This is a genomic window from Pseudoalteromonas mucoides (genome assembly GCF_049257175.1).
In the GTDB taxonomy this organism is placed as follows: domain Bacteria; phylum Pseudomonadota; class Gammaproteobacteria; order Enterobacterales; family Alteromonadaceae; genus Pseudoalteromonas.
This window is the reverse complement of the sequence record NZ_JBMMUC010000004.1, coordinates 318869-344904: the sequence shown is the minus strand read 5'-3', so window position 1 is coordinate 344904 and position 26036 is coordinate 318869. Positions and strand designations below refer to the sequence as shown.

Annotated in this window: 22 protein-coding genes, 1 other RNA gene and 2 pseudogenes; 11 read left to right on the top strand and 14 right to left on the bottom strand. The window is 39.4% G+C overall.

Annotation, left to right across the window (positions count from 1 at the left end):
* Positions 1-52: 52 nt before the first annotated feature.
* The 4 genes from AAEU30_RS06770 to AAEU30_RS06755 form a co-directional block, all read right to left on the bottom strand.
* Positions 53-2944, bottom strand: a complete 2892-nt coding sequence (locus AAEU30_RS06770) for a ligand-binding sensor domain-containing diguanylate cyclase (protein ID WP_421959853.1) — start codon at positions 2942-2944, stop codon at positions 53-55.
* Between the two features lie 162 nt (positions 2945-3106).
* Positions 3107-3745: a CatA-like O-acetyltransferase gene (locus AAEU30_RS06765; protein WP_421959852.1), complete on the bottom strand. Its 639-nt coding sequence runs from the start codon at positions 3743-3745 to the stop codon at positions 3107-3109.
* Positions 3746-3842: 97 nt separating this feature from the next.
* Entirely contained in the window at positions 3843-4883 is a 1041-nt protein-coding gene (locus AAEU30_RS06760; protein ID WP_421959851.1) for a Leu/Phe/Val dehydrogenase, read from the bottom strand.
* Positions 4884-5282: 399 nt separating this feature from the next.
* Entirely contained in the window at positions 5283-6809 is a 1527-nt protein-coding gene (locus AAEU30_RS06755) for a fumarate hydratase (protein ID WP_421959850.1), read from the bottom strand.
* A gap of 160 nt (positions 6810-6969) precedes the next feature.
* Here AAEU30_RS06755 and pabB point away from each other — a divergent pair, with 160 nt between their 5' ends.
* From pabB to AAEU30_RS06740, 3 genes are all read left to right on the top strand, one after another.
* Positions 6970-8316, top strand: coding sequence for an aminodeoxychorismate synthase component I (gene pabB / locus AAEU30_RS06750; protein ID WP_421959849.1), 1347 nt, complete (start codon positions 6970-6972; stop codon positions 8314-8316).
* A gap of 6 nt (positions 8317-8322) precedes the next feature.
* Positions 8323-8904: an NUDIX hydrolase gene (locus AAEU30_RS06745; RefSeq protein WP_421959848.1), complete on the top strand. Its 582-nt coding sequence runs from the start codon at positions 8323-8325 to the stop codon at positions 8902-8904.
* A gap of 98 nt (positions 8905-9002) precedes the next feature.
* On the top strand, positions 9003-10379 hold the full coding sequence (locus tag AAEU30_RS06740; RefSeq protein ID WP_421959847.1) for an L-serine ammonia-lyase: 1377 nt from the start codon (positions 9003-9005) through the stop codon (positions 10377-10379).
* Between the two features lie 54 nt (positions 10380-10433).
* On the opposite strand, the gene cysB is transcribed toward AAEU30_RS06740, so the two are convergent.
* A complete protein-coding gene (gene cysB / locus AAEU30_RS06735) occupies positions 10434-11411 on the bottom strand; it encodes an HTH-type transcriptional regulator CysB (protein ID WP_421959846.1) in 978 nt (325 codons plus the stop codon).
* 322 nt (positions 11412-11733) lie between these two features.
* Here cysB and AAEU30_RS06730 point away from each other — a divergent pair, with 322 nt between their 5' ends.
* Entirely contained in the window at positions 11734-12492 is a 759-nt protein-coding gene (locus AAEU30_RS06730) for a hypothetical protein (RefSeq protein WP_421959845.1), read from the top strand.
* Positions 12493-12528: 36 nt separating this feature from the next.
* Here AAEU30_RS06730 and AAEU30_RS06725 read toward each other — a convergent pair whose 3' ends face one another.
* A complete protein-coding gene (locus AAEU30_RS06725) occupies positions 12529-13821 on the bottom strand; it encodes an NCS2 family permease (protein WP_421959844.1) in 1293 nt (430 codons plus the stop codon).
* A gap of 127 nt (positions 13822-13948) precedes the next feature.
* Here AAEU30_RS06725 and AAEU30_RS06720 point away from each other — a divergent pair, with 127 nt between their 5' ends.
* The 3 genes from AAEU30_RS06720 (at position 13949) to AAEU30_RS06710 (ending at position 15529) form a co-directional block, all read left to right on the top strand.
* A complete protein-coding gene (locus AAEU30_RS06720) occupies positions 13949-14404 on the top strand; it encodes a tetratricopeptide repeat protein (protein ID WP_421959843.1) in 456 nt (151 codons plus the stop codon).
* Between the two features lie 169 nt (positions 14405-14573).
* Positions 14574-15008 carry a SulA-like leucine-rich domain-containing protein gene (locus tag AAEU30_RS06715; RefSeq protein WP_087534226.1) on the top strand — a complete coding sequence of 145 codons (435 nt, stop codon included), beginning with the start codon at positions 14574-14576 and terminating at the stop codon, positions 15006-15008.
* A gap of 38 nt (positions 15009-15046) precedes the next feature.
* A complete protein-coding gene (locus AAEU30_RS06710) occupies positions 15047-15529 on the top strand; it encodes a YchJ family protein (RefSeq protein WP_421959842.1) in 483 nt (160 codons plus the stop codon).
* 41 nt (positions 15530-15570) lie between these two features.
* Here the strand turns inward: AAEU30_RS06710 and AAEU30_RS06705 are convergent, their stop codons facing one another.
* The gene (locus AAEU30_RS06705) at positions 15571-15804 is read right to left on the bottom strand and encodes a DUF6500 family protein (protein ID WP_421959841.1); all 234 of its coding nucleotides are present in this window, start codon (positions 15802-15804) and stop codon (positions 15571-15573) included.
* A gap of 487 nt (positions 15805-16291) precedes the next feature.
* Between AAEU30_RS06705 and AAEU30_RS06700 the strand changes: the two genes are divergently transcribed.
* On the top strand, positions 16292-16687 hold the full coding sequence (locus AAEU30_RS06700; RefSeq protein ID WP_421959840.1) for a YkgJ family cysteine cluster protein: 396 nt from the start codon (positions 16292-16294) through the stop codon (positions 16685-16687).
* Positions 16688-17476: 789 nt separating this feature from the next.
* Positions 17477-18655: an alginate export family protein gene (locus AAEU30_RS06695; protein WP_421959839.1), complete on the top strand. Its 1179-nt coding sequence runs from the start codon at positions 17477-17479 to the stop codon at positions 18653-18655.
* 104 nt (positions 18656-18759) lie between these two features.
* Here AAEU30_RS06695 and AAEU30_RS06690 read toward each other — a convergent pair whose 3' ends face one another.
* From AAEU30_RS06690 to AAEU30_RS06670, 5 genes and pseudogenes are all read right to left on the bottom strand, one after another.
* Positions 18760-19491, bottom strand: a complete 732-nt coding sequence (locus AAEU30_RS06690; RefSeq protein WP_421959838.1) for a MauE/DoxX family redox-associated membrane protein — start codon at positions 19489-19491, stop codon at positions 18760-18762.
* A gap of 759 nt (positions 19492-20250) precedes the next feature.
* The gene (locus AAEU30_RS06685; protein ID WP_421959837.1) at positions 20251-21084 is read right to left on the bottom strand and encodes a hypothetical protein; all 834 of its coding nucleotides are present in this window, start codon (positions 21082-21084) and stop codon (positions 20251-20253) included.
* 142 nt (positions 21085-21226) lie between these two features.
* Positions 21227-21694, bottom strand: coding sequence for a hypothetical protein (locus AAEU30_RS06680; RefSeq protein WP_421959836.1), 468 nt, complete (start codon positions 21692-21694; stop codon positions 21227-21229).
* Positions 21695-21808: 114 nt separating this feature from the next.
* Positions 21809-22465: a hypothetical protein gene (locus AAEU30_RS06675; protein WP_421959835.1), complete on the bottom strand. Its 657-nt coding sequence runs from the start codon at positions 22463-22465 to the stop codon at positions 21809-21811.
* A 339-nt stretch (positions 22466-22804) separates the two neighbouring features.
* A pseudogene (locus AAEU30_RS06670) lies at positions 22805-23071 on the bottom strand (transposase); the annotation flags it as partial.
* 2 nt (positions 23072-23073) lie between these two features.
* Here AAEU30_RS06670 and AAEU30_RS06665 point away from each other — a divergent pair.
* Positions 23074-23405: pseudogene (locus AAEU30_RS06665) on the top strand (tyrosine-type recombinase/integrase); the annotation flags it as partial.
* Positions 23406-23592: 187 nt separating this feature from the next.
* Here the strand turns inward: AAEU30_RS06665 and ffs are convergent.
* Positions 23593-23689: signal recognition particle sRNA small type (ffs, locus tag AAEU30_RS06660), an RNA gene on the bottom strand.
* Positions 23690-23844: 155 nt separating this feature from the next.
* The gene (locus AAEU30_RS06655; protein ID WP_421959834.1) at positions 23845-24714 is read right to left on the bottom strand and encodes a DUF3014 domain-containing protein; all 870 of its coding nucleotides are present in this window, start codon (positions 24712-24714) and stop codon (positions 23845-23847) included.
* Positions 24715-24889: 175 nt separating this feature from the next.
* On the opposite strand from AAEU30_RS06655, the gene AAEU30_RS06650 reads away from it, so the two are divergent.
* A complete protein-coding gene (locus AAEU30_RS06650; protein ID WP_421959833.1) occupies positions 24890-26035 on the top strand; it encodes a patatin-like phospholipase family protein in 1146 nt (381 codons plus the stop codon).
* The last annotated feature ends 1 nt before the right edge of the window (position 26036 follow it).

Here is a 26036-nt window from a genome sequence, read left to right as displayed (position 1 = left end):
TGACCGTCAAAGCCATATTTCAATCGTTGACTTTAAATTTAACAATGTGTGATTACGGTTGCACTACTTCAACTCGATTGCGCCCAGTGTTTTTTGCTTTATATAAAGCTTGGTCTGCTTGCACTAATAACCGATCATATTCATCCACCAAGCTTGAATCTGCGATGCCAAAACTCACCGTCACTTTGAGCCCCATGGCAATGGGTGAAAAATCATAACTCTCTATATCGAGCCTTAATTGCTCACAAATTTCAACTGCTTGCGTGGCCGTTTTATTTGGTAGAAGTAAAGTAAATTCTTCACCTCCCCAACGTGAGACTTGGTTTGCATTATCATTACAGCATTGTTGCAAGATAGTAGCGATCACACATATCACTTTATCTCCCACAATATGTGACCAGTTATCGTTAATACGTTTGAAGTGATCAATATCAATTATTGCAATGCTAAGTGGTTGACCTGATTGCTTAATATTGTCGAAATTTTCAGCTAACCAATTATCAAATGCACGTCGATTTGGCATTCCGGTTAATTGATCATGACTTGCCTGATGAGCAAATGCATCGGTTTGCTGCTGTAAATCTCGAGTTTGCTGTTTCACGCGTAGCTTTAACTCTTTTTCAATTTTTTTATAGTGATATAAACGGTATTTATAAAGCCCAAAGAACAGCAAAATCAATGAGAAAAACACCATTAATTTGAAACTTAGTTTTTGCCAGAAAAATGACTGAATAACAAAATCCAACGCTTTATGGTTTTCTTGCCATTGTCCATTAGGGTAGCCTGCTCTGACCATAAAAGTGTATTTGCCCGGCGCCAAATTTGTATACTCGGTGATATTGAGTTGCTGTCGGTCGACCCATTTATCATTATAACCTAACAACTTGGTTTGAAACTTTATCCGCTGGGGCATTATAAAACTAAGCCCGGCGTAGTGAAATGAAATACGATCAGAACCCGGCGGTAATAATACTGCTTCACCTTTTGTTATAAGTGGTGTGTTTTTACCATCGACGAGGATACTTTCTATCACAGTGGGTAATTCAAGCTGCGACGCTCGTTTTAATCGCTCTGGTAATGCAGTAGCTGCACCTTGCGCCGTAGCAAACCAAATACTGCCATCCTTATGCAGTACAGCGGCAGGGTTAGAGCCACCATTTGCCTGAGCACTAAGCATGCCATCGCCTTCATCGTACATTTGATAATGTAAGGCATCAGCTTTGTGCTGTGAGTTGTTTAATAATTCATTAACTTGATGCTGATTGACTTGAATGATTCCACGATTACTCGAAAGCCAAAAAGAATCGCCCTGCGCAACAATCTGAAAAAGTTTATCAACAGGTAAACCTTGCTCTCGACCTAGCATTGCAACATCACCTGTATCAATGTTGAATCGAATAAGGCCGCGATCGGTTGCCATCCACATGTATTCATTTTGAGAGTAAAAGCCAAACGCATATTCAGCATTAAATTTACGAGGGAAAAGCTGACCTTTAAACTTACCTAAAGTGTCATTAAACATGGCAACTCCGACCCCAGTACCAACCCAAACGTTACCTTTTGAGTCAAGCTCCAGCGCCATGATAAAATCACCAGGGAGTCCTTGCTTTGTTGTAAACTGTGTTAGTGAACCATCTACTTCTATACGTGTCAGGCCTGTCGCAGTGCCAAGCCACAAGCGCTGTTGATTATCAAACAGTAACGCTCTGACTTCATTACTTGCCAGACCTGAGTCACGATTAATAACAGTATGAATCTGACCATTTAAAACCCGCATTACACCCGCAGTATAAGTGCCTAACCAAACACCACCGCTGTCATCTTCGGCTAAACTTAATACTGACAAAGGTTTGTCACTATCAACAAGTGAAAATGATTCAATGTGATCATTGTACATTCTATTCAAGCCAGTACTGCCGCCCAGCCAAATACTGCCATCAGAGTGCGACATAACTGTACGTATATAATCAGAGCTTAGGCCACGTTTTTTAGACCATGATGAAAAAGGCGCTTCTCTTAAACGGTATAGGCCACCGTTCGTACCAACCCAAATACTATTCTCTCTATCTTGTAGCAGGGAAAGAGTACGATTACCAGGCAGACCAGCTTTTGCATCAAGATGCTCAAGGCCAAAACCACTCAACCTAAAAACACCGTTATTAATAGTACCAAACCACAGATCATGATGATCATCTTCTAATAAACTAGAAATTGACTCACCATTGAGCTGTTGATGAACAGGAGTGAACTTCCCATTACTGAATTTCCATGCCCCTCTTTCACCACCCACTATAAGTTGCCCTTGACGTGTCAGTAGTAAGGTATAAATAGGAGCACTTGGCAAACCCATATCAGCAGTAATCAAGCGCGCTTTTTTATTTTCTATTTTATATAAACCATCACTGGTTGCAGCCCAAATAACCCCATCGAGGTCTTGAATTAACCGATAAGCACTTAAATTAATTAATATATGAGTTTCAATATCCGAGTCAGCCGCGCGATACACTAAGCCTTTTCCCTCAAGGGCTAGCCAAAGTTCGTTAGTATTGGTTTTTAAAATATGATTAACCATGGCCTCAGCTTGAGGTTTGGTATGCCATTGCCCATGTTGTAAATGACTTACGCCACCGCGAGCACCAACAATATATAAACTCCCGTCCGCTTGAGCAGATAAACTACGTAAGCCCGAATCTGGCAGGCCTGGAATTTCAGAGCGGGTAAATAACTTAAACTCACGGCCATTATATCGTGCAAGCCCTTCCCAGGTCGCAACCCAAATATAACCATCATTGGTTTGAGCTAAACTATTAATACTATTGTGAGGTAAGCCCGAGCGAGTGCTCCATGTTTCAGAGAAGTAATCATTTAAAGGAAGACGCGTCTGCTCATTTGCAAAGCACACAGATTGAATCATTAAAAACAGAAATACACTTATTCGTAGCATTATATCGAACGCCTTTCCAACTACTAATTAATGATTTAGCTATAAAAAAATTAATTGCATAATGATTTAGACTTAATTTGTTGTCATTATTATTGACCGCTTAGTAAGCATACTAGCATAGTATTAATTTCAATTTCATTAACAAGCTATTTATACAAGTAATTATTTTTTGCAATAAGCCTTAATACTTTCAGTATAGCAATCAACAAATCTGGCAACATGTAGTCCATCCATCAAAGCATGATGTACATCAATGGAGAGTGGTATTTTTCCGGTCTCGGTATTGTATTTACCAAAGACTAATTTAGGAATACCTAAGCTTGTACCTTGGTGGTGCGCATGGGAAAAACTAGTAAAGTCCAACCAAGGTAATACGGAGATATGAATTAAGTCAGCTTGGCCTTCTGTTTTAGCAAAGGCAGCAGAAAATAACGACTGCTGCTTAGTTGACTCACTCACTTGATGGGCATGTTTTGCAAACGTTGAAAAGTCATCATAGGCGTTAAAGTAACTAAATCTAAAGGTGTCATCTGCCGCCAGCTCTACTACGCTGGCTCGCGTGCTTTGGAGTTGTATAGGCTTATCATCAACAATGCGCAACTGCATCGGCTGGTACTGATGACAGGCACGTAGTGCTAAAAATATATAGCTTTGAAAAAATGAGTGCTGGTGAGATTTACAATATTGATATAACTGCTGTACATCTAATTGTATACAAACATTAAAGTATGGTTGGGTAAAGTTTTTAAAAAGCTCAAAATGTTGAGCCCGTGGCCAGTTATTTAAATCAATAGGAGTCATTATAATTTTTGTGAGCGGTAAAACTAAAGTGTAGCTTGATTTTGCAAAGCTATAAAGAAAAAGGCGCGCGCCTGCACGCCTTTAATTTACTATGGTGTTAAAGACCGTTAGCAATGATCTCTTGTGCCAGTTCATCGGCAATAAGATGCGTAGATTTTTGCTCTTTTTCGCTACGAGCAAAAATTTCCGTCAAGGTCGTAAAAATACCTTCAACATGTTTATTAGATGCTTCTTCAGAATAACCTTCTGGTGCAGTTTCATAATAAACATTAATAATGCCACCAGCGTTAATTACATAATCTGGTGCATATAAAATGCCTTTTTCACGAATAATTTCACCATGGCGAGACTCTGCTAACTGGTTGTTTGCACACCCTGCAATGATTGTCGCTTTTAAACGCGGGATAGTATTATCATTAACCGTAGCGCCCAGTGCACACGGCGCATATACATCAACATCTAAGTCATAGATATCATCAATGCCAACGGCTGTCGCTGCAAAATCATTGACTACTCTATCAATTGCAGCCTGATTTATATCAGTAACAAATAATGTTGCACCCGCTTCATGTAAATGTTTACACAAACCATAAGCAACCGCGCCTAAGCCTTGCACGGCTACTTTAACGCCGCTCAAATCTTGATGCCCGCGTTGATGCTGTAACGCCGCTTTAATACCTAAAAACGTACCATAAGCTGTAAAAGGAGATGGGTTACCACTTTTACCTTCAAGGCCAAGTACATAATTAGTTTCTTTATTCATAATAGCCACATCAGCGCAGGTGATATTTACATCCTCAGCAGAATAGTAACTACCATTTAAACGCTCTAATTGACGACCAAAGGCACGAAATAGTTGTTCTGATTTGATTTCTTTTGCATTACCAATGATCACCGACTTGCCCCCACCAAACGGCAAGCGTGCAACGGCATTTTTATAAGTCATACCTTTTGATAAACGCAATGCATCGACTATCGCATCATCATCGTTGGCATAATCCCACATTCTACAGCCGCCAACAGCAGGCCCCAAGTTAGTATTATGTACGGCAATGATTGCACGTAGGCCTGATTCTTTATCTGAACAAAAAACCACTTGTTCGTGGTTATCAAAGTCAACTTGATTAAACACAGCCACTTTATTTTACTCCGAAATTTATTACCCGTGAGAGGGTATGAGCGCTGAAATTGCCAAGACTTTATCACTTCAAATTGCGCCTTACCACTATATGAGATGATAAAACCAAGCAAAATACTTACACATCATAAAGAAATCATAAAACCAGACTTCAATGAACACTTAATTCAAAATAAACCAGAAATATAAATTTATTATGCAAGACAGGAAAGGTGAGTAACTATTACGTTTACGTACACGTAAGATGTTCATTGAGTGTAAAGTAAATATTACAATCTAAAAATCGCTTATATAGCTTTAAATATAGTGGTTTGAGGAGATTACGAGGGTTTTAGAACAACTGGTAAGAGCTGTTTGCGGTATTCAACAGTGTCGAATACCGCATCAGTAAATAACAACTTATTTTAATTTGCTATCTAACTCGGCTATTTTAGCTTTCCAAATTGCAGGGCCTTGCGTATGCGCGTTAGCACCTTCGCTATCAACTGCTACGGTTACGGGCATATCTTCAACTTCAAATTCATAGATGGCTTCCATCCCTAAATCTTCAAATGCCACAACACGTGCTTTCTTGATTGCTTTAGACACTAAATAAGCAGCGCCACCAACAGCCATTAAGTAAACTGACTTATTGTTTTTAATAGACTCTACAGTAGCTGGACCACGCTCAGCTTTACCTATCATGCCTACAATGCCTGTTTTTTCTAGCATCATATCGGTAAATTTATCCATACGTGTCGCTGTTGTTGGGCCAGCAGGACCCACAGCTTCATCACCAACAGCATCCACTGGGCCTACGTAGTAAATAAACTTGTTATCGAAGTCCACACCCTCTGGTAAGCCTTCACCTGAGTTGATCATATCTTGCAGGCGTTTATGTGCAGCATCACGACCCGTTAAGATAGTGCCCGAAAGTAATACCGTTTCACCCATTTTCCATTCTTGCGTATCTTCTTTGGTTAGGGTGTTTAAATCAACACGGCGAGTGCCCTCGCCTACTTCGAACGTCACTTCTGGCCAGTCTTCAAGTTTTGGTGCTTTTAAATCAGCAGGGCCTGAACCATCAAGGGTAAAATGCACATGACGTGTTGCTGCGCAATTAGGGATCATAACCACAGGTTTAGACGCAGCATGAGTCGGCGCAGTTTTAATTTTTACATCAACTACGGTAGTTAAACCACCTAAGCCTTGTGCACCAATACCTAATTTATTCGCACGCTCAAAAATGTCTAAACGCATTTTTTCTTCCGTTGTTTGTGCGCCGCGTTCAATTAGCTCATGAATATCAACCGGATCCATTAGTGATTCTTTTGCAAGTACCGCTGCTTTTTCTGCAGTACCACCAATACCTATACCCAACATGCCCGGCGGACACCAGCCAGCACCCATTGTTGGTAACGTTTTTTCAACCCATGCAGCCACATCATCAGAAGGATTAAGCATAACCATTTTAGTTTTATTTTCAGAGCCACCGCCTTTTGCAGCAACCATTACTTCAATTTCGCCACCCGGTACTAAATCAATGTGTACAACAGACGGGGTATTGTCTTTGGTGTTTTTACGTGTGCCAGCAGGATCGGCAACAATTGATGCGCGTAACGGGTTATCTGGATTTAAGTAAGCACGACGAGTACCTTCGTCAACCATTTGCTGCACAGTTAAATCAGTTTTATCCCATTTAACATCCATACCTACTTTAACGAAACACGTGATGATACCTGTGTCTTGGCAAAGCGGGCGCTTACCTTCAGCTGACATGCGAGAGTTAATTAGAATTTGTGCAATGGCATCTTTAGCAGCTTTACTTTGCTCTTTGTTATACGCTTTTTCGAGTGCTTGAACAAAATCAAGTGGGTGATAAAACGAAATATATTGTAAAGCATCTTCAATGCTATCAATGAAGTCTTGCTGACGGATAGTACTCATAGGGGTTCCTTAAGTTACTTTTACGTATTAATACACGTAACATAAATCAAACCGGTGACGGTGGTTTGTAACGCAATAGGCAACTAAACGCTGCCAAAAAAATTTAACTTATGATACCCTCCCAGCCCGTTTCGAGCCAGTTTTTCAGGGTAAAAAATAGATGATAAAACAACATAAAACCTGTATTCAATTAGACATTTCGCTCAACTGTGTCGAGGTTTTTAGCTATTTCTGTGATTTACCTTATGCCGTCTTGCTTGATTCAGCCAATAGTGAACATGAAAATAGCCGCTTTGATATCATCACCATTGCGCCATTGCAGCGCTTAGAAGTAAAAAACAATCAGGTGTTCATTGATGACGAATTAACAGAACAAAATTGCTTTAGCGTGTTACAAACTCAACTGGATAAGCTAGACAGCACTAAAGCCCACCCTGAGCTGCCATTTAACGGAGGTTGGCTTGGCTATTTTGGTTATGATTTTGGCCGTGTAATTGAAAAACTGCCTGAAAATGCAATTAATGATATTGATATGCCACAACTGGCAGTCGGTCTATACCCTGATGCACTCATCTACGACAAACAACAAAGCACATGGTTTTATATCGCTCAACCAAATACAGATAGACTAGCGCTTTATTTGTCGGCCTTAGACGATACAGCTAAACAGCGCCCCCCTTTTGAAATAACACAAAGGTGGTCATCTAACATGAGCAAAGCGCAATACACCGATAAGTTTGCGCAAATTCAAGCCTATTTAAAAAGCGGTGACTGCTACCAAATAAACCTCGCTCAGCGTTTTAGCGCACAATATAAAGGCAGCGCTTGGCAAGCATATTGTACTTTGCGAGAAGCGAATAAAGCCCCATTTTCAAGTTTTATCAATCACCCCGATGGCGCTATTTTATCAATCTCGCCAGAACGCTTTATTGCCATTAATGACGGACAAATTCAAACAAAACCAATTAAGGGCACTTTGCCCCGCTGCGCCGATGAATCAGCTGATCAACAACAAGCAATTCGGTTACAACGCTCAAATAAAGACCGTGCCGAAAATGTCATGATCGTTGATTTATTACGAAATGATTTAGGTAAAGTCGCAAAGCCTGGCACTGTAAGCGTCCCCTCGCTGTTTGCCATTGAAAGCTTTCCTGCGGTGCATCATTTAGTCAGCACTGTGACTGCCCAATTAGCTGAGGGTAAAACCGCCGTTGATCAACTTCATGCTGCATTTCCTGGCGGCTCAATTACCGGCGCACCTAAAATTCGCGCAATGGAAATAATTGAAGAACTCGAACCCCACCGCCGCAGTATTTACTGTGGCTCGATTGGCTATTTAAGCGCCTGTGGCAACATGGATACCAGTATTACTATTCGTACCTTGGTCTGCCATAAGCAACATATTTACTGTTGGGCAGGCGGCGGCATCGTAGCCGATTCACAAGCTGACTTGGAATACCAAGAAACATACGATAAAGTAAATAAAATACTCCCATTACTGAAGTAAAATACCGTGAACAGCCAACAAATACTGGCCCGTTTTCAGCTGAGTGTTGCTGCCAATTCGCAGCCTTTAATTACGCACCCACAAAAAACACGCCGTGCCAGTGCTGTTATGTTGCCTTTAATCGACGTAAATAACAGCGCACATATTTTACTGTGTAAACGCCCTCATTATTTAAAACACCACCCTGGGGAGATCTGTTTACCTGGTGGAAAGCGAGAATTGAACGACAAAAATTTACGCGATACCGCACTACGTGAATTATATGAAGAGCTTAATATTAACAGCACTCATGTTAATGTAATTGGGCAACTTTCTGAGTATGCAACGTTAACCGGGTTCACTATCACGCCATTTGTTGGAGTATTAAACCCACATACGCAATGGCTTGAAGATCCTAATGAGGTCGCAGCAAGTTTTTTAATTCCACTTAGCGCATTGATTAACACTGACAACTGGCAACCTATACCTTTTCAACGTTTTGGCAAAACGCTCACCCTTGAAGGGTTTTCAACCTCACATGGCCTGCTGTGGGGCGCAACTGCCAGCATTATAAAAAACTTTACAAAACAGCTAGCCATACCAGTTTAAATCTGTGCTACAAAAGGTTACAAGTACTGCATTACACGTTATTATGTGCGACCGTTCAAAGACAGCAGTCGTGCTGAGTAAAAAGTAGAGTAAAGTATATGATCAGTGCATTCGATATGTTTAGTATTGGCATTGGGCCGTCGTCGTCTCACACCGTCGGACCTATGCGCGCTTCGCGTTTATTTGTTAACGAATTACAACAACAAAACCTGTTAACCGATGTCACGAGCGTCAAAGTAGAGTTATACGGTTCACTGGGTCAAACAGGCATTGGCCATGGCTCGGGTAAAGCTGTTATTTTAGGCTTAGCAGGGTACGACCCTGAGACTATCGACGCCGATTTAGTCGATGACATTCTTGCTACTATTGAGAACGAACAGGTTATTTACCTCAATAAAACTCACAAAGCTAAATTTCCCAAGCAAGGCGCCATTGTTTTTCATCGTCGAAAAACACTCCCTAAGCACTCTAATGCAATGGAAATTATTGCGTACAAAGAGTCAGAGCCTGTATACAGCAAAGTGTACTACTCAATTGGTGGCGGCTTTATCGTTACAGACGAAGAGTTTGATAACGAAAAGCAAGCAGCGTTAGATATTCGCGAGCAAAACCCAGCCCCTTACCCGTTTGAAACAGCTAAAGATCTGCTCGATATGTGTAAAGAGTCAGGCTATAGCGTTTCAACACTGATGATGAAAAATGAAAAAACACTTCGTAAAGAAGATGATATAAAAGACGAGTTATTCAATATTTGGCAAGTTATGAAAGCCTGCATTGAACGCGGAATGCGCACCGAAGGTATATTACCCGGTGGTTTAAAAGTAAAACGCCGTGCGCCTAGCCTTCATTTAAAGCTCAATATTGAAGTAAATAACGACCCACTACGTGCAATGGATTGGGTTGATTTATTTGCCCTTGCGGTCAATGAAGAAAACGCCGCTGGTGGTCGTGTTGTCACTGCGCCAACGAATGGCGCGGCAGGTATTTTACCCGCCGTATTGATGTATTATCACACATTTATAAAAGAAGTAGATCGTGATATTGCAACTCGTTACCTGCTCACTGCGGCAGCCATTGGTATTTTGTATAAAAAGAATGCCTCAATTTCAGGTGCTGAGGTAGGCTGCCAAGGCGAAGTAGGCGTAGCCTGCTCTATGGCCGCCGGTGCATTAACTGAAATTGTCGGCGGCAACGTAGTTCACGTTGAAAACGCTGCTGAAATCGGCATGGAGCATAACCTAGGCCTAACATGTGACCCAGTTGGTGGACTCGTGCAAGTACCTTGTATAGAGCGAAACGCTATGGGAGCAATTAAAGCAATTAACGCATCTCGTCTTGCTATTCGTGGTAGTGGTGAACAAAAGGTATCTTTGGATAAAGTAATCAAAACCATGCTTGATACCGGTAATGACATGAAAACCAAATACAAAGAAACCGCCCGTGGTGGTTTAGCTGTAAATATTATTGAGTGTTAAATTTAAACCATTAAAAAAGCCGCAATTTGCGGCTTTTTTATAGCAATAAATACGTTACTTTACAGGTAACTCAATATCTTCAAACAATTTATCAACGTCTTCTTGGTTACGTAATAAACTTGCACGCTCTACGCGCTCTTTTGTTAGGTGCGGTGCAAAACGCTCAATAAAGTCATACATATAACTACGCAAAAAACTGCCTTTTCTAAAACCAATTTTTGTCGTACTGGCTTCAAATAAATGGCTCGCATCAATACACACTAAATCTGTATCAGAGATTTGATCAATCGCCATTGAAGCAACCACACCTACACCTAAACCTAAGCGTACATAGGTTTTAATAACATCGGCATCGGTTGCAGTAAACACAATATGCGGCTCTAAACCTTGCGCATTAAATGCTTTATCAAGCTCAGAACGTCCAGTAAAGCCAAACACATAAGTAATTAATGGATATTGTGCAATATCTGCAACGCTTAACGAGTTTGCTTTTTTAGCAAGCGGATGATCTTTTGCAACAACAATACTGCGATTCCAGTGATAACACGGCAACATCACCAAGTCTGAATATAAATGCAATGCTTCTGTGGCTATGGCAAAATCAGCATCACCGCGGGCTGCCGCATCAGATATTTGCTGTGGAGTGCCTTGGTGCATATGCAATGATACTGCCGGGTACTTTTTCATAAAGCCTTGAATTACACTTGGCAACGCATAACGTGCTTGCGTATGAGTAGTCGCAATATTTAACTTACCTTGATCAGGAAGTGTATGCTCATTCGCAACCGCTTTAATCCCTTCAACTTTAGATAGGATCTCACGAGAGATATTAATTATCTCATTACCGGCGCTGGTCACATGAGTTAAGTGCTTACCACTTCGACCAAAAATTTGTACACCCAACTCATCTTCTAACATGCGCACTTGCTTTGAAATACCAGGCTGAGAAGTAAATAAGCTCTCAGCAGTTGCTGACACATTTAGTTTATGATTTTGGACTTCGACGATGTATCTGAGTTGTTGTAATTTCATAGCTACATTTTTAGTGTTGTTATACTGCTTATTTATAAATGTTGAAGCACGCCAAGCCAAGTTTTATTTCTAATATTTAGAATAAAAAGACTAAACCGACCATTATTTATAAGATTATTGTCCTTAGGCTAGCACAAACGCTCGATATGAGGTAGCCATCTTTTTACAAGATAAGCTGACGAAAAAGCAAAAAATGCATTTTTATAGTTATAAATAATGAGAAAGACATTTTTATTTGTCACAAGCCGCGCAAAACTACCCTGTTAGCATATATTTAATGTAAGATAAAAATTATTAGCTTATAAAACCAGAGACCTAAACCATGATCGTTTCTATTATTATTATGTTGATAGTTGCACTGATTGTTATTGCCTTATGGGTAAGTGCGGTACAACAACATAAAGAGAAACAAGAAACTGAGCGCCGAAAAGAGCTCACAAAGCAAAAAAAGATCATAGAAGAATCTGAAGATATATTGCTCAATAGCGCCAATATCCCAATGTCAGAAAACGCCTACCGCGTAATTCAACGCCGTATATATGATGCACTCACAGCTATGGTGCAATTATCACCGACCTCAAAAGAGCTAAAAAACCGCTTAAATGAAGCAAAAACACGTATGTCAGACCCTGTAGATGCCAGTAACTCGGAAAACCTCGCATTACCTGATAGCGATAAACAATTAATCACGCTTATCCAAGGAATTAAAAAATTAAGAGCGGTTTTACGTTCAGAGCATGGCAAAGGTAAAGTAGATAGCCAAGTATTCGTAGCAGAAGATAAACGTTTAGAAAAACTACAACTGAGAATAAATATCGAAAGCCAAATTAAACGCGGTATATCAGCACGCTCGGCAAATATGGTGGGCTCTGCTCGTCAATACTTTGAAAAAGCCTACGCCACTGTGTCGGCTGTCGCTTATAGTGATGATTACATCAATTCAAAAAAACAAGAACTCGAAGGTTATTTAGAAGCAATAAGTACCGAGCTAAAAGCATCCAACGCAACAGCTTTAAAAAAGAAAACAGAACAAGAGCAAGACGACTTAGATGTACTTTTTGCACCAAAGAAAAAGTGGTAACTCACTTTTTCTTTGGTTGTATTTTATTAGTTTAAACTAGGATAAAAACGCAAATTTAATGACAAACATCGCCGTTAAAATCCACACACTGATACTTACCTCATCACGCTTACCGCATAACACCTTTACCGCTGTGTATGAAATAAAACCCAATGCAATACCATGCGCAATTGAAAACGTTAATGGTGTCATCAGCAATACCACACTTACTGGTATAGCGTCTGTCATATCATCCCAATTTACAAACTTTAAATTTTGTAGCATTAGTACCGCGACATATAAGATTGCTCCAGCGGTCGCATAGGCTGGCACCATTTGCGCAAGCGGTGCAAAGAACATCATTAATAAAAAGCAGATACCCACTACTACAGCCGTTAACCCTGTTCGACCACCAACAGATACACCGGCAACAGATTCAATATAAGAGGTAGTTGTTGACGTGCCTAACATTGAGCCTGCAATTGTTGCCGTACTATCAGCACTTAATGCACGGCCCAAACGTGGCATGTTACCCTTTTCATCCGCAAGTCCTGCTTTTTGTGTAACAGCTACAAGCGTGCCTGAGGTATCAAATAAATCAACAAACAAAAATGCAAAGATCACACTGAGCATTGAAAGCTCAAACGCAGCTGCAAAATCTAACTGCATAAAAGTAGGTGCTATAGAAGGAGGCATTGACACAACGCCGTGGTATTCTACTAGCCCTAAACCAAGCGCAATTAAGGTAACCGCTAAAATACTGATTAATACACCACTTTTGAAGTCACGATAAAGTAATGCAGCAATAATGAAAAAGCTAAAGATAGCTAACAACGGACCTGCAGCAGTAATATCACCCAACTGAACTAATGTAGCGGGACTCGCTACAATAATACCTGCATTTTTAAGGGCTATTAACGCGAGGAACGCACCAATCCCGGTGGCAATTGCTTGTTTGAGCACCAGAGGGATCGCGTTGATTATCCACTCCCTTACTTTGAACAAACTTAAAAACAAGAAGATACAGCCTGACATAAACACCGCACCTAATGCTGCTTGCCAAGTATACCCCATGCCTAAAACAACGCCGTAGGTAAAAAAGGCATTGAGCCCCATACCAGGGGCAAGCGCTAACGGGTAGTTAGCCCAAAAGCCCATAATAAAGCAACCAATAGCCGCAGCAATACAGGTTGCTACAAATGCAGCACCTTGATCCATCCCTGCTTCTGCTAACATGGCAGGGTTTACAAAAACAATATAAACCATGGTGATAAACGTAGTTAAGCCCGCAATACACTCCCGACGAACGGTCGAATCATGAGCTTTGATCTTGAATAGCGCATCAAGCATAATAAAATTTCAGCTAACAAATGAATAATTACGTAATTTTACCATAGATTTTACGAATAACAGGACAAATTACCTTGTATTAGACTAAACTTATGCTGTGAATGAAAACAATAACATGCGTGGTATTATGACAGATACATCTCCAAGCGGGCTGGACTTAGAGCAACAACTAAATAATGTTTTATCCTTTATTACTCAACCGACTAATACGGTACAAAATGAGGGTAAAGCAGATACTCCCGACAATGTCGTTACCAAAGCATTATATTATTTAAAAAACGACCAACCTCCCCTTGCAGCAAAGTGGATGAGACTTGCAGCCATGGCAGGTAATCATCGTGCGCAATTTTACCTAGGCTTGTTTTTTATAAAAGGCCAAGGCGTACCACAAAGTGTATTTCATGGTGCGGTTTGGCTTAGCCTTGCAAGTAGTCAAGGGTATGAACCTGCTACAACAGCGCTAACTGATTTGAGAAAACACCTGACAACAAAGCGCTTTCAAGATGCAAAATGTTATGCGGCAACACTGTATGAACAAATTCACCAGCAACAATTTAATCACTTAATCCCAGCAGCTCCTTAATATGAGCTTAACCACAAAAAACATAAACCACTGATATTTAATGTGATTATATATTTCCGTTCATTTAAAACAAAAAAGTTGATTAAAAAATAGCAAAAAGCACTTGCGCAAAACAACTGTATAAACTACTGTATACACATACTGTATAAACAACCAGTGAGTGAAAGTTATGTTACAGCCTATTACCGTAAGAACTGTTAAAAGCTACCAACAAGATAATCAAAGTGCAGCCGTCAATTTAATTCAAATTGAAGATGAGATATCTGCAACTTTTGAATTATTAAAAGTGCTTCACCATTACAACAGTCAAAATGCGTGGACCCTTTTAATTGCACCTGACCATGTACCAAGTAAAGCATTGCTAGACTCTTGCTCAATTGATACCTCAAAGCTATTAGTGATCAGACAAAAGCACTTGGTTAACTTAGAGTATGTATTAAATTCTGCACTTCATAATGGTAACTTTGCCGCAGTGATCACCTGGACTGATATAGTAAAGGATAATCAGCTTGCTGATTTATCAATCAATTTAGAGCACACTAGCGCAAAATTATATTGTTTTACTAAAACGAAACAGCCAAGTGAGTTAGCATTAGCTCAGTAAGCTGTTAAAATATCGTTTTATCTAACAGGTAAAACATAATGACCTCACTCACGCAAAGCCTTTGCTTGTGCAATAGTAAGCTGAGTTATGCTGACTGCTGTGAAAAGCTACATGCTGGTTCAGCACAGGCAACATCGCCAGAGCAACTTATGCGCTCGCGTTACGTAGCTTATGCTCTAAAAAATGCCAAATACGTTTATCAAACATACGCAAAAGAAAAACAACCCGAAAACCCAGTTAAAGAAATAGCTGACTTTGCTAATAGCTGTCGTTTCAGTAACCTAGATGTAATGGCCGCTGAACACGGTGAGCAAACAGGGGTCGTCGAGTTTTGTGTAAGCTATTTTTATCAAAATTTATATTGCCAGTTGCACGAAAAGTCACGATTTGTAAAAGAAGAGGGGCTATGGCGCTACTTAGATGGTGATATATTTCCCACTACCGATATTAAAGTCGGTCGTAACGATGAGTGCCCATGTGGCAGTGGTAAAAAATATAAAAAGTGTCATGTAAGCTCGTAGTAATAAACAACCACGACACTTGTTTAAAGTAATGGCAGAATTTAAGCCTGCCTTACTACTTGCTCAGCTAAAATCATATCTTTTATTATGTGAGCTTTCACAAAGTGGTCTAACTGATGTGTTTGTATCCACCAACTTGCAACTTCCATTAGTAGTTCTGGCTCATTATTTTTATTGGCAAAAAAAGCATAAAAAGATAAACCTACCTCATCGCCTTTTGCTGCTATTTTCTTATCACATACCTCTATAATGCGGTTTCTTAGCTCTGTACGCATACCTAGTAACCCCCTTAATTTAACAAACACGACTACACCCTTGCAGCTGGGTTATTATGTGATTAATTATATATGAATTAAACTTTTCTTATATCCATAGGTTAAGATAAATAAGACAAGTATGAAACTGGGAACGTCTTGGGAGCTGGGAACTAGAAGTACTAGGCACACCTGAAGTGTTACCGCGGGTAAACTGATTTATGATTGGTATATAGCACATGGTTGCACAGCTACCGCAGTTGTAGTGTGTAACTCATTACAAAAACAAATCATAAAAGATATTTTTAAAAGCACTGCAGCTGTTTTTACTGATATTGAACAAGCTATACAATGGCTAGAACAGAATGACCATGAGGCTGACCTTCTGCAAACTGGTTAATCGCTTATATCTACACTAAATTTAAAGCTGCTTGTATCAAACATTTCTTGGCGGCATTGGACATAATTACTGTATAGTAAAGTAAAGCTATTACAACCAATGTAAAACATGAAAGCATGTAATCAATGTGGTAAATGCTGTATTAAATATGGCGGTGGTGACCTTAATGCCACACAAGAAGAAATTGATTTATGGGAGCTCTTCAACCCCGATATTTTTGCATTCGTTAAAGATAATCAAATATGGCATGACCCACAATCAGGCGAAAAACTCACACAATGCCCATTTCTCGAAATAGCACCTAAAAGTGATCCTCACGCCACCAATAAATATACCTGCAGCATCTACTTAGACAGGCCAGAAGATTGCCAACACTACCCTAGTTTAATAACCGAAATGGTTGCTGATGAATGTGAAATGATCGAAGTCAGTGATTTAAAAAATTACAAAAGAGCACAAACCAAACTAGATTTTATTATGCTTGATAGCCGCCCTAAACGTTGATATTGACATTAAGTAATACGTGCTAAAAATATCTCAACATACCTAAACCTCCCTTTTAATTTTATAAGAAAAATTTAATGATTAAATATGCACCAGTTTAAAGCACACATTATGTCTTAATGATCCATTATTGGTAGATTTCATTGCCCATTCGAATTAACAAAAAAGTAACATGCTGTATTGTATACATTTTAAATAACTGGCACTAACTATGCTTTAACTAAGAAAATTAGTCTTTTAAGACGTATTTTTGCATCTTAAAAATGTACTAACTAATTTAACAACTTATTCAGTTAAAGCTAATAACAATGCAAAGTAGCATTTATTAGTTTGGCATCGTGGCCCACAACAATTCAGATTTATCTGCATTGTTGTGGGCTTTTTTTTTGGAGAAAAAAATGTTGAAAATACCATTAAAGCACCATTGCAAAAGATTATGTCAAGCAGTCATCGCCGGTACTTACTTATCCGCATCATTGCTTACGAGAAAGACGAAGGCTTATACAGTACACCGCAAGCCAATACTACTTATGTTATTGCGTAGGTGAACAATGGAACCAGCACCTTGGATGTGAGAAAAGCGATAAACGACCAGTGCCTGACTTTAGTGTGCACTATCGACACCCATAAGACCGCCTAGCGCTAGCAGAAAATCCGCCGTACAACCGATTACGATCAGACGTACTCACTTTTTATATAACAAACAAAGAAAAGTTGAAGAGATAACTAAATCAACAAAAAACAATCTGATGTCGCTTAATAACAATTAATAAACTTTACGGAATCAACATGAAAAATCGATTTAAATTATCAAAAATTACTTCATTGATATTATTAACTAGTATTGCCTTGCCCACTTATGCCAATACTGAATCAAAAACCACACTTGATTTTAACCTTCGCTATGAAGGCGTTCAGCAAGACAACTTGTTAAAAGATGCTTCAGCCTTAACACTTCGTTCGCGTTTGAACTTTGCAAGCGCAAGTTACAAAGGTTTTTCTGGCGTGATTGAATTTGAAGACTCCCGCCAAGTGGCTGGTGTCGATAGCTACAACGATACAGTAGTTAATAACCCGCTATATTCTGTTATTGCCGATCCGCAAACCACTGAGCTTGACCAAGCTTTTGTAAAATATCATTCAGATAAGTTCACAGCTAAGCTAGGTCGCCAAGTAATTGCGCTTGATAATCAGCGCTTCGTAGGTCATGTTGGCTGGCGCCAAGACAGGCAAACATTTGATGCCCTAACCTTCAATGCTAATGTGGCTGCTAATTTGAAGGCAAGTTACAGTTACATCAATAAACGTAATCGTATTTTTGCACAAGACAAAGACCTTCATTCCAACGACCACCTTTTAAACTTAAGTTATCAAACCGGTTTTGGCACACTCAACGGATATAGTTACCTTCTCGAAGTTGATGAAGGTATAGACAATAGTCTAGATACTTATGGCATTAACTTTAAAGGTAAGAGAGATAAATTTGCGTACTATGCTGAGTTTGCAACACAGCAATCACAAACCAACACAACAGATTATTCAGCTACCTATATCGCCATAGAAGGAGCTTACAGCTTTGAAACGATAACAGCCAAATTAGGTGTAGAACAGCTCGGCAGCGATAATGCTATGTATGGGTTCTCAACACCACTGGCAACACTGCACAAATTTAATGGTTGGGCTGATCAGTTTTTAGCAACCCCTAACGAAGGGCTCGTTGACTTATATGCAGCAATTTCAGGTAATATCTTAGGTGGAAAGTGGACATTTGCTTATCACGACTACTCCGCCGACGAAGCAACACAAAGTGTCGACGATTTAGGTAATGAAATTAACGCTGTTTACAGCAAGAAGTTTGCAAAAAATTATACCGCAGGGATTAAATACGCCATGTACTCAGCTGGCGACGCTGGTGCAGGTAAAGTTGATACCGACAAAATATGGTTATGGATAGCCGCTAAGTTCTAAATTATAGCGCTAGCTTTTGGTTCACTCTTAAAGCTAGCGCTGAACTCATAAACATCTAAACGTTTACCGTGGTAAAATAAAATACGCACTTTTAATCACTTAATTTAGCGAACTAACATCCATATACCTGCTGCAATCATAAACACGTTTTCTGTTAATGAAATAAACCCTAAAGGCACATTACTATCTCCACCGACACAGGCACACTTTAGCTCTCGTTTATCAACGTACACAGCTTTAAATACTGACACAGCACCAATTGTACCTATGAATAACGAAATAGGTGCAACAAGATAAGCCGTGAGCCCGGCCACCATGCCAATTCCTACAAAGGCTTCTAAAAATGGGTAAACATAAGCATAAGGTACAACTTTCATTGCAAGTAAATCATACGTAATAAAGGAGTTTGAAAAACGATATAAATCTTGCAGCTTTTGAATAGCAAGCACAGCCATGGTTAATGCAACAAATAGCTCAGCAGTGCCAATAGAGAATAGCCCCGCACCTAGAGAATAACTAAACGCGATACTCAATAAAAAGGTTACAGCAAATATTGCAAACACAGGTGTATAACTTGTACCTTGCTGACCGGCTTGAGATTTATTAAAAAATGCACGTAAATCGTCATAGCCTCCAATACGTCTATTGTCTATAAATGTTTGAGGTGTCGCTTTTACATTATATTGCTTTTTAAATTCATCAGTTTGCTCTCGCGAAGCTAATAAATGGTCATCAACGTCATAACCCTCGCGCTCTAATAAATCTTTTGATTTAAGTCCAAATGGGCAAATGTGTTCATTCGTAGCCATTCGATAAAGTTGAGCTGACTTACGCATTTTATGCTCCTTTTAATATTGAAAATAAAACTGGACTGTGCGCTTTAACCCTCAGTAGCAAGTTGTTATGTTTAATAATTAAAAAACAAATAAACCAATATCGCTATGCCCTTTGAGATTGTTCATTCGGTATATTATTCAAACATGACTGTAGCTATTACATCGCAGAGCTTAAAAATCAGCTTTACCTGTGCATTTCACGCCGATATCTAACCTCATTCAAAAACTATACCGTAGCATTGCAAAGCAGCGAGTAAAGACAGCAAACGATAAAAAATCACGAAACCTATTTGATGATAACCACCTATGAAAGTGGCTGTTTTAAAGGTATAAACCAAGGGAATTAACATTGCGCTAGGCAATGACTATTTAGCATCACAAGGTTTAGTGTCATTAAGGGATATTTGGATCAACTAAAATAAAAAGGACAGCCATATTTTTCTGGGTAAAATTTACTCAGCGAAATTGACAGGAATGAATTTTTTTGCCAGGGTAAGTCTGGCTTGACTCCTTACCCAACGAAAAAGCCATAACCGTTTACCGTGGGTGAATAATATCTATTAGATCACAGTCACCCAGTGGATTCAAAGTTAAAAAACGAACAATTCAAATTAGGAAGTTAAGTTCCTAAAAAGAGTAATTCTACAGCCTCAACGCTCAACTAACCGGTGAGGTTTGCTGGCACGTTGTTTTGCGTATTTTTGCAAAACGCGTGACCGTAAATCGAATCCGCGTTTAGTTGCTTGTTATGCGTGTTTATTAAAAGCTCAAAGCTTTATCACGACTTATGAAACCGTTTCCATTACATAAATCACAGTCCAATGAAATGTTACGACACTTTGGGCAAGTAATTTGATCATACTCAGCTAGATCTACGCTATCAGCAAGTGATTGCTTTACAGATCCCATGCCATGGCAAAATTCGCAATCATCTCCAGCTAGTTTGCAGCAACCGTTGCATATAGGACATGTGGTTAAAGTTTCTGTGATACTTTGATCTAACCTTGTTACATTAACAGTACTGCTTTGAACTTGCTCAGCAATTTTTATTTGATGTTCAAAATACTTCTTTATAGCGATTTTAAATTGATTTGGATCTTTTTTCCAAGCATCTTGAGATATTCGGATTGATAGAATACCTTCGTCAGAAGCAATAGCAGTATCACGTAAATATGTTTTTTTTATGTTGTTTTCTAAAAAGTGTGTTGGGTATCCATCATACTCAACTCCTATTGAAGCAATCTTTACGATTTCAAAACCTATTTTACGATGTAGTTCAATAACTATGTCAATTGCCCAAGGGTGAGAATTATTGATACTATTTTTCACCTTGTATTGCGGAATTATTTTTACAGTGTGCCCTTTAGAGCCTTTTCCACTGAGAATGAGCTGACTTAAATCTACAATTTGTAAAGGCCTGAATTGACTGATCAGATTGGCGATAACCTCTAACTCTGCAAAAGAGGTTTGCTCAGTACCTTTCAAGTTTACCAATGCTATAGAAACATCATTGCCTACAAGAGGGGTAATTTTTTTATGTAATTTCTTCTGGTTGTTCGTAAAACCACTTACTATGTCGTTTAGACTATTCATTATTCCCCCTTACAAGTTTAGATAATGTGGGGACTTTTCGCAGGTTTTCAAGTAAAACGCATAACGTCCATAACAGCGGACGTGTTTTAAGTTGATGTAGCGTAGCGAAAGCAGCTTAAAACCGTTCCGCTGATTGTGTTTGTTAAAACTTTTTAATTTTAAGGACACGACTAAATGCTTCTGTAAGCTCGTCTCTAAGACTATCTAACTTAGGCTCCAGCTCTTCGATTGCTTTCTGTACTTTTATTAATTCAGATTCATTTTCCGGCATACCTTCTAATCTTTCTCTTCGCCTCAAAAACTCACGATGTACTTGGGTGTTTATTTCAGCTTTTTTAACAACTTTATAAATATCATCAGGCAAAAGGAATTTAGCCTCATTAAAGGCTGTATACAATGCTGTCATCTCGTCGCCTTCATAATCACCCAATCCAAATTGCACGTTATATATAGAATGAACAACTAAATCGTAGATTTTAAAGCGTCGGTCATATAGGTCTAACCTTAGTTTTTCTCTATTGGCAGAATACTGTTGCCATGCAATAAACACAGATGCCATAGCAATAACAGGTAAAGATAACTTCGATACTTCAACTATTTCAGATATCACAACTTTCCTTAGTTTTAACGCCTCGTTAAGAGGCTAAAAATTGTTTGCTAAAATGTGTAGCGAAGCGAAACCGAGCAAACTGTTTTTAGTCCCGCTTAATTGGCTTGTTAGTGTTCAGGGCTGCGATCTATCAAGCCAAAACTCATATTCAATATTATCAATGCTTGATTGACCAGTTAACTCTTTAACTGCAAGTAACATAGCGTAATTGTATTTGTCCAAAGAGCTGCAGATTTGAGGCCCCATATACGCAATAACTTTGTTTTTTTGTATAGCATAATGTGTTGATTCTAGGCTTTTTAAATTAGAGCAAGTTTTAATGTATTTTAAGCAAGCCATAGCACCGCACCACATAGAAAATAATTTGTGATAATTTTGATTAAGTTCGAATACCTCACTTAAATCCATTTCGTCTATTGTATCGATATTTTTAGTGTTAAGTATATTAATAAAATAAGTACGCAATGTAACACCGTCGCTAACATCTTTGTCGAGTTCAAAGTTTAGTTCATTTAAGTATTCAGTTAATTGAGCTTCTTGAATACTTACCAAGTTTTGGCGGTGTTGAATAACTTGAAGGTAAATTTGTACGCATAAAACTGATAAGGTTAATAGCGTTAATATTGGAGCGTAGATCCCGCCAATGTAACCCCCAAGACTTGCCCATTCTGATGACTCTTTCCAAAAGCCTAGACCGAATTGATACACATAGGCCGCAACAGGAAAAACGAGTACAACGGCAAGAATTAAAAATATTATATTTCGACTCACTCAAGACTCCATGTGCACACTAACATTTTAGTATTTATGCGACACGCAGTTTGTGTTGCATAATCGCTTGTTGGACTGAGACGCTACCTGCTCGGTATATCAGAGTTGGTGTTGTTTATGCTATGGGAATTTGCTTTTTAGAGGCGCTAGCTAAATCAGCTAATTTAATAAGCTTACCTATTATAAATTAAGCTTTCCCTGCATTGCTCAGCGTTTATTATCTATTCATTAAACCTAATGTTTAACCGTTAAGCAAGGATATTTTTCTCACGCACAGTCGGGACTAGCCTGAGCAGTTAAGCAGGTTAACTTATTGATTTTATGCAGCAAGCAAGGCTGCTAACTCGTTCGCGCTATTTTATTTGTCGCCACATCTAAATTCATCACGCCAATAAATCGTAAGATACCCGCCTTGCACGACTGACAAGGCCAATGCGGTATTAGTCGTTCTTGCTCTGTCTTCGGCTTCACCGCTTTGAATGGGATTGCTGATGCTTGAGCCTTTATTAACCCTAACTTTCGCTTGCGACACGCATTAGCTAAAAACCCATAGTGTCGAATGCGCATAAACCCTTTCGGTAATACATGTTGTAGGTAACGCCGTAAATTCTGCCTCAAAATCACTGGCGTGGCAGTATTTATTTCCCTCACATATATTAAGTACAGATCCTCAAAGTGGTGAAATAAGACGACATCATTTTCATCATTCGTGTATAAGAAAAGAAATAAAGAAAGCCGTTCAAAAATCGGGATTAACAAAAATAATAACACCGCATACTTTACGCCATTCATTTGCAACGCATCTATTGCAAAGTGGTGCCGATATCAGAACAGTTCAAGCTCAGCTTGGTCATTCAGATGTAAAACAACGCAAATATATACTCATATTTTACAGCAAGGAGCGAACGGTGTAATTAGTCCATTAAGTAAAATATTTTAAACTTTATCAATGCTCACTTCACGGCAAAGGTATGATGAAAAAGCACGCCTATTTGATTAAAAATGATGTCATTACAATTTTGATGAGGATTTACCAAAAGTGCATTATGAGAAAACAATATTCGTAATTTTTACGATAGTTTGAAAAGGGAAATTTACAACACCCAAATGAGGAATTTGGGTGGCAGTCTTACCAGCCACATCTCGGCACACACGTCACAAACTGTGGCTGCTCCCTTCCGGGCCTGACCAGGTTCGCCTGCTAGTGTTGCGAGAGGACCAATAAGACTACCATTGAGGGCCTTGGTTGGCGCGGGAAGGATTATCTCTACTTTTGCACTCTTATTCAAGAGGAAATCAAAAAAGAAAGTGCGATTGCATGTTAAACACACAATCGCACTGTTTTTTATACGATTTAAATCATTGTTCTGATTAATGAGCTATTGCTTATCTAACTCTGCCTTTACATTGCGCAGTACTGCTTTTACTTTTTTCATGTTCTCTGGGCCCATGCGTAATAGCTGCTTTTGTGCTGCAGGTAAACGTTCCCACTCTGAGTAGGCATATTGATAAGTGACAGAGTCTCTTAGTAGCGGCATATCGCCTTTAGGCTCTGGGGTATCAAGTAGTAACTCAATTGCTTCTTCAAGGGTTTGATTAAACGCATCACCTTGATAACCAATTTCAGTGTAGGCATCGTTTATAAGCGGCTTATATTCGTCATACAAACGTACAATTTGTGCTGCACTCATGCTAGTAAATATTTTAACGTACGGGGTATAACGCTCATAGCTATTAGGGTCAATCGTGAGTATTTCCCCCTCAATAACGCTAAAGCTTTCTTCTGGACGTTCTACTGGGGCGTGCTTAGCAGCCACTTTACCTTTTGCTAAATTATCGATAAACACAACACCACGACGAATAACGTCATCAGTAACCAATAACCCCATCACTTGGTCACTTAGGTACTCGTCAATATTAGCAACAACCACCTCATCACTTTCATTTAAATTAGGTAACGGCTTCACTTCTAGCGCAGGCTCCGCATCTCTATTTGGTGGGCGGTTTACAACCTCGGGCTCTGGTAGCGCTTCTGGTTCAGGCTCTGTTACTGCCGGCTCTGGTGTTTTATATTCTTGAATGGGTTGTTCTACAGGTGCTTGCTCAACAACGGGCTGCGGTTCTTCATCCGAGCTTAATAAAACAAATGCGGCAGCACACGCAATAACAATGAGTATAACAAGTGCAAACAGCAAATTGTTATTTGGTGGACGCTTTTCGACATCTGGCTGTGGTGATTGATCTGACATACGAACTCCATAAAAATTAAAATGCATTATTCAAACACTTAGAGGTGACTAAGTGAGTAAAATTCCCAACCAAGCGATAAAAAAGTGTTCTCGCTCAGGTATCCTTTGATTCTTCTAGCTTAAAGACTTACAGTTAATAAATAAAGTAAAGACGGTCAACAGTTTAATTGCAACTATGAGAATAAAACAAGTCGATATAAATAAGCCTAAAGTAGCTCTTCTCTTAACTGGGGGTGGCGCACGTGCGGCTTACCAAGTAGGTGTTTTAAAAGCGCTGGCGCAAAGTATGCCTCGCACAGCTCCCTTACCTTTTACCATTATTAATGGCACATCTGCGGGGGCGATTAACTCTGCAGCGTTGGCGTGTTATGCATCCTGTGCCCACCTTGCCAGTCGAAAATTAGAGCATGTGTGGAAAAACTTTTCTACTTCAATGGTTTACAAAAGTGACTTCCTCAGTGTATTTGGTCACGTTGCGCGGAATATGCTAACCAGCTTTCAGTCTGAACATATTAATCATCCACCAGCGAGTTTGCTTAATAATCAGCCGCTTCGTAAGTTACTCAGCGAAATTTTAGATTTAACCAGTATTGAGCGAAACCTGCACCGCAATTATTTAGATGCATTGTCAATTACGGCGTCTAGTTATACCACGGGTGACTCTGTGGCATTTTTCCAGTCGAATACTCAATCACCTTGGCAGCGGGCCAAACGTGAAGGCAAAGCGACACGTATTAATGTTGAGCATTTAATGGCATCAAGTGCTATTCCTTTAGTATTTCCAAGTGTTAATGTGCAAAACCACTATTTTGGTGACGGCTCAATTCACCAATTGTCGCCACTCAGCCCGAGTGTGCATTTAGGTGCTGAAAAAATATTTATTATCGGGGTTGATGAGCCTAAAGAATTACATCCACCGGGTTATTTACCGCATTTCCCAGGATTATCATCTATTGCTGGTCATTTGCTTGATAGTGTATTTAGCGACACCTTGCAATCAGATTTAGAGCGTTTACAACGCATAAACCGTACTTTAGGGCTCATGCCAGGGCGAGATAAACACCAAGAGTTAAAACAAATTGATACCTGTGTGGTAAACCCATCTGAAAACTTTAATGCCATCGCTGCGCAGTACTATGATGATATGCCACTGCCAATAAAAGTGTTATTACGTATGATTGGCGTAAAGAAGCATTCGCAATCGAGTTTAACCAGCTATTTATTATTTGAAAAACGTTATACTCAGCATCTCATTGCGATAGGCTACAAAGATGGCATAGAAAAACTTCCACAGATCAGGGCATTTTTAGAGTTAGATTAAA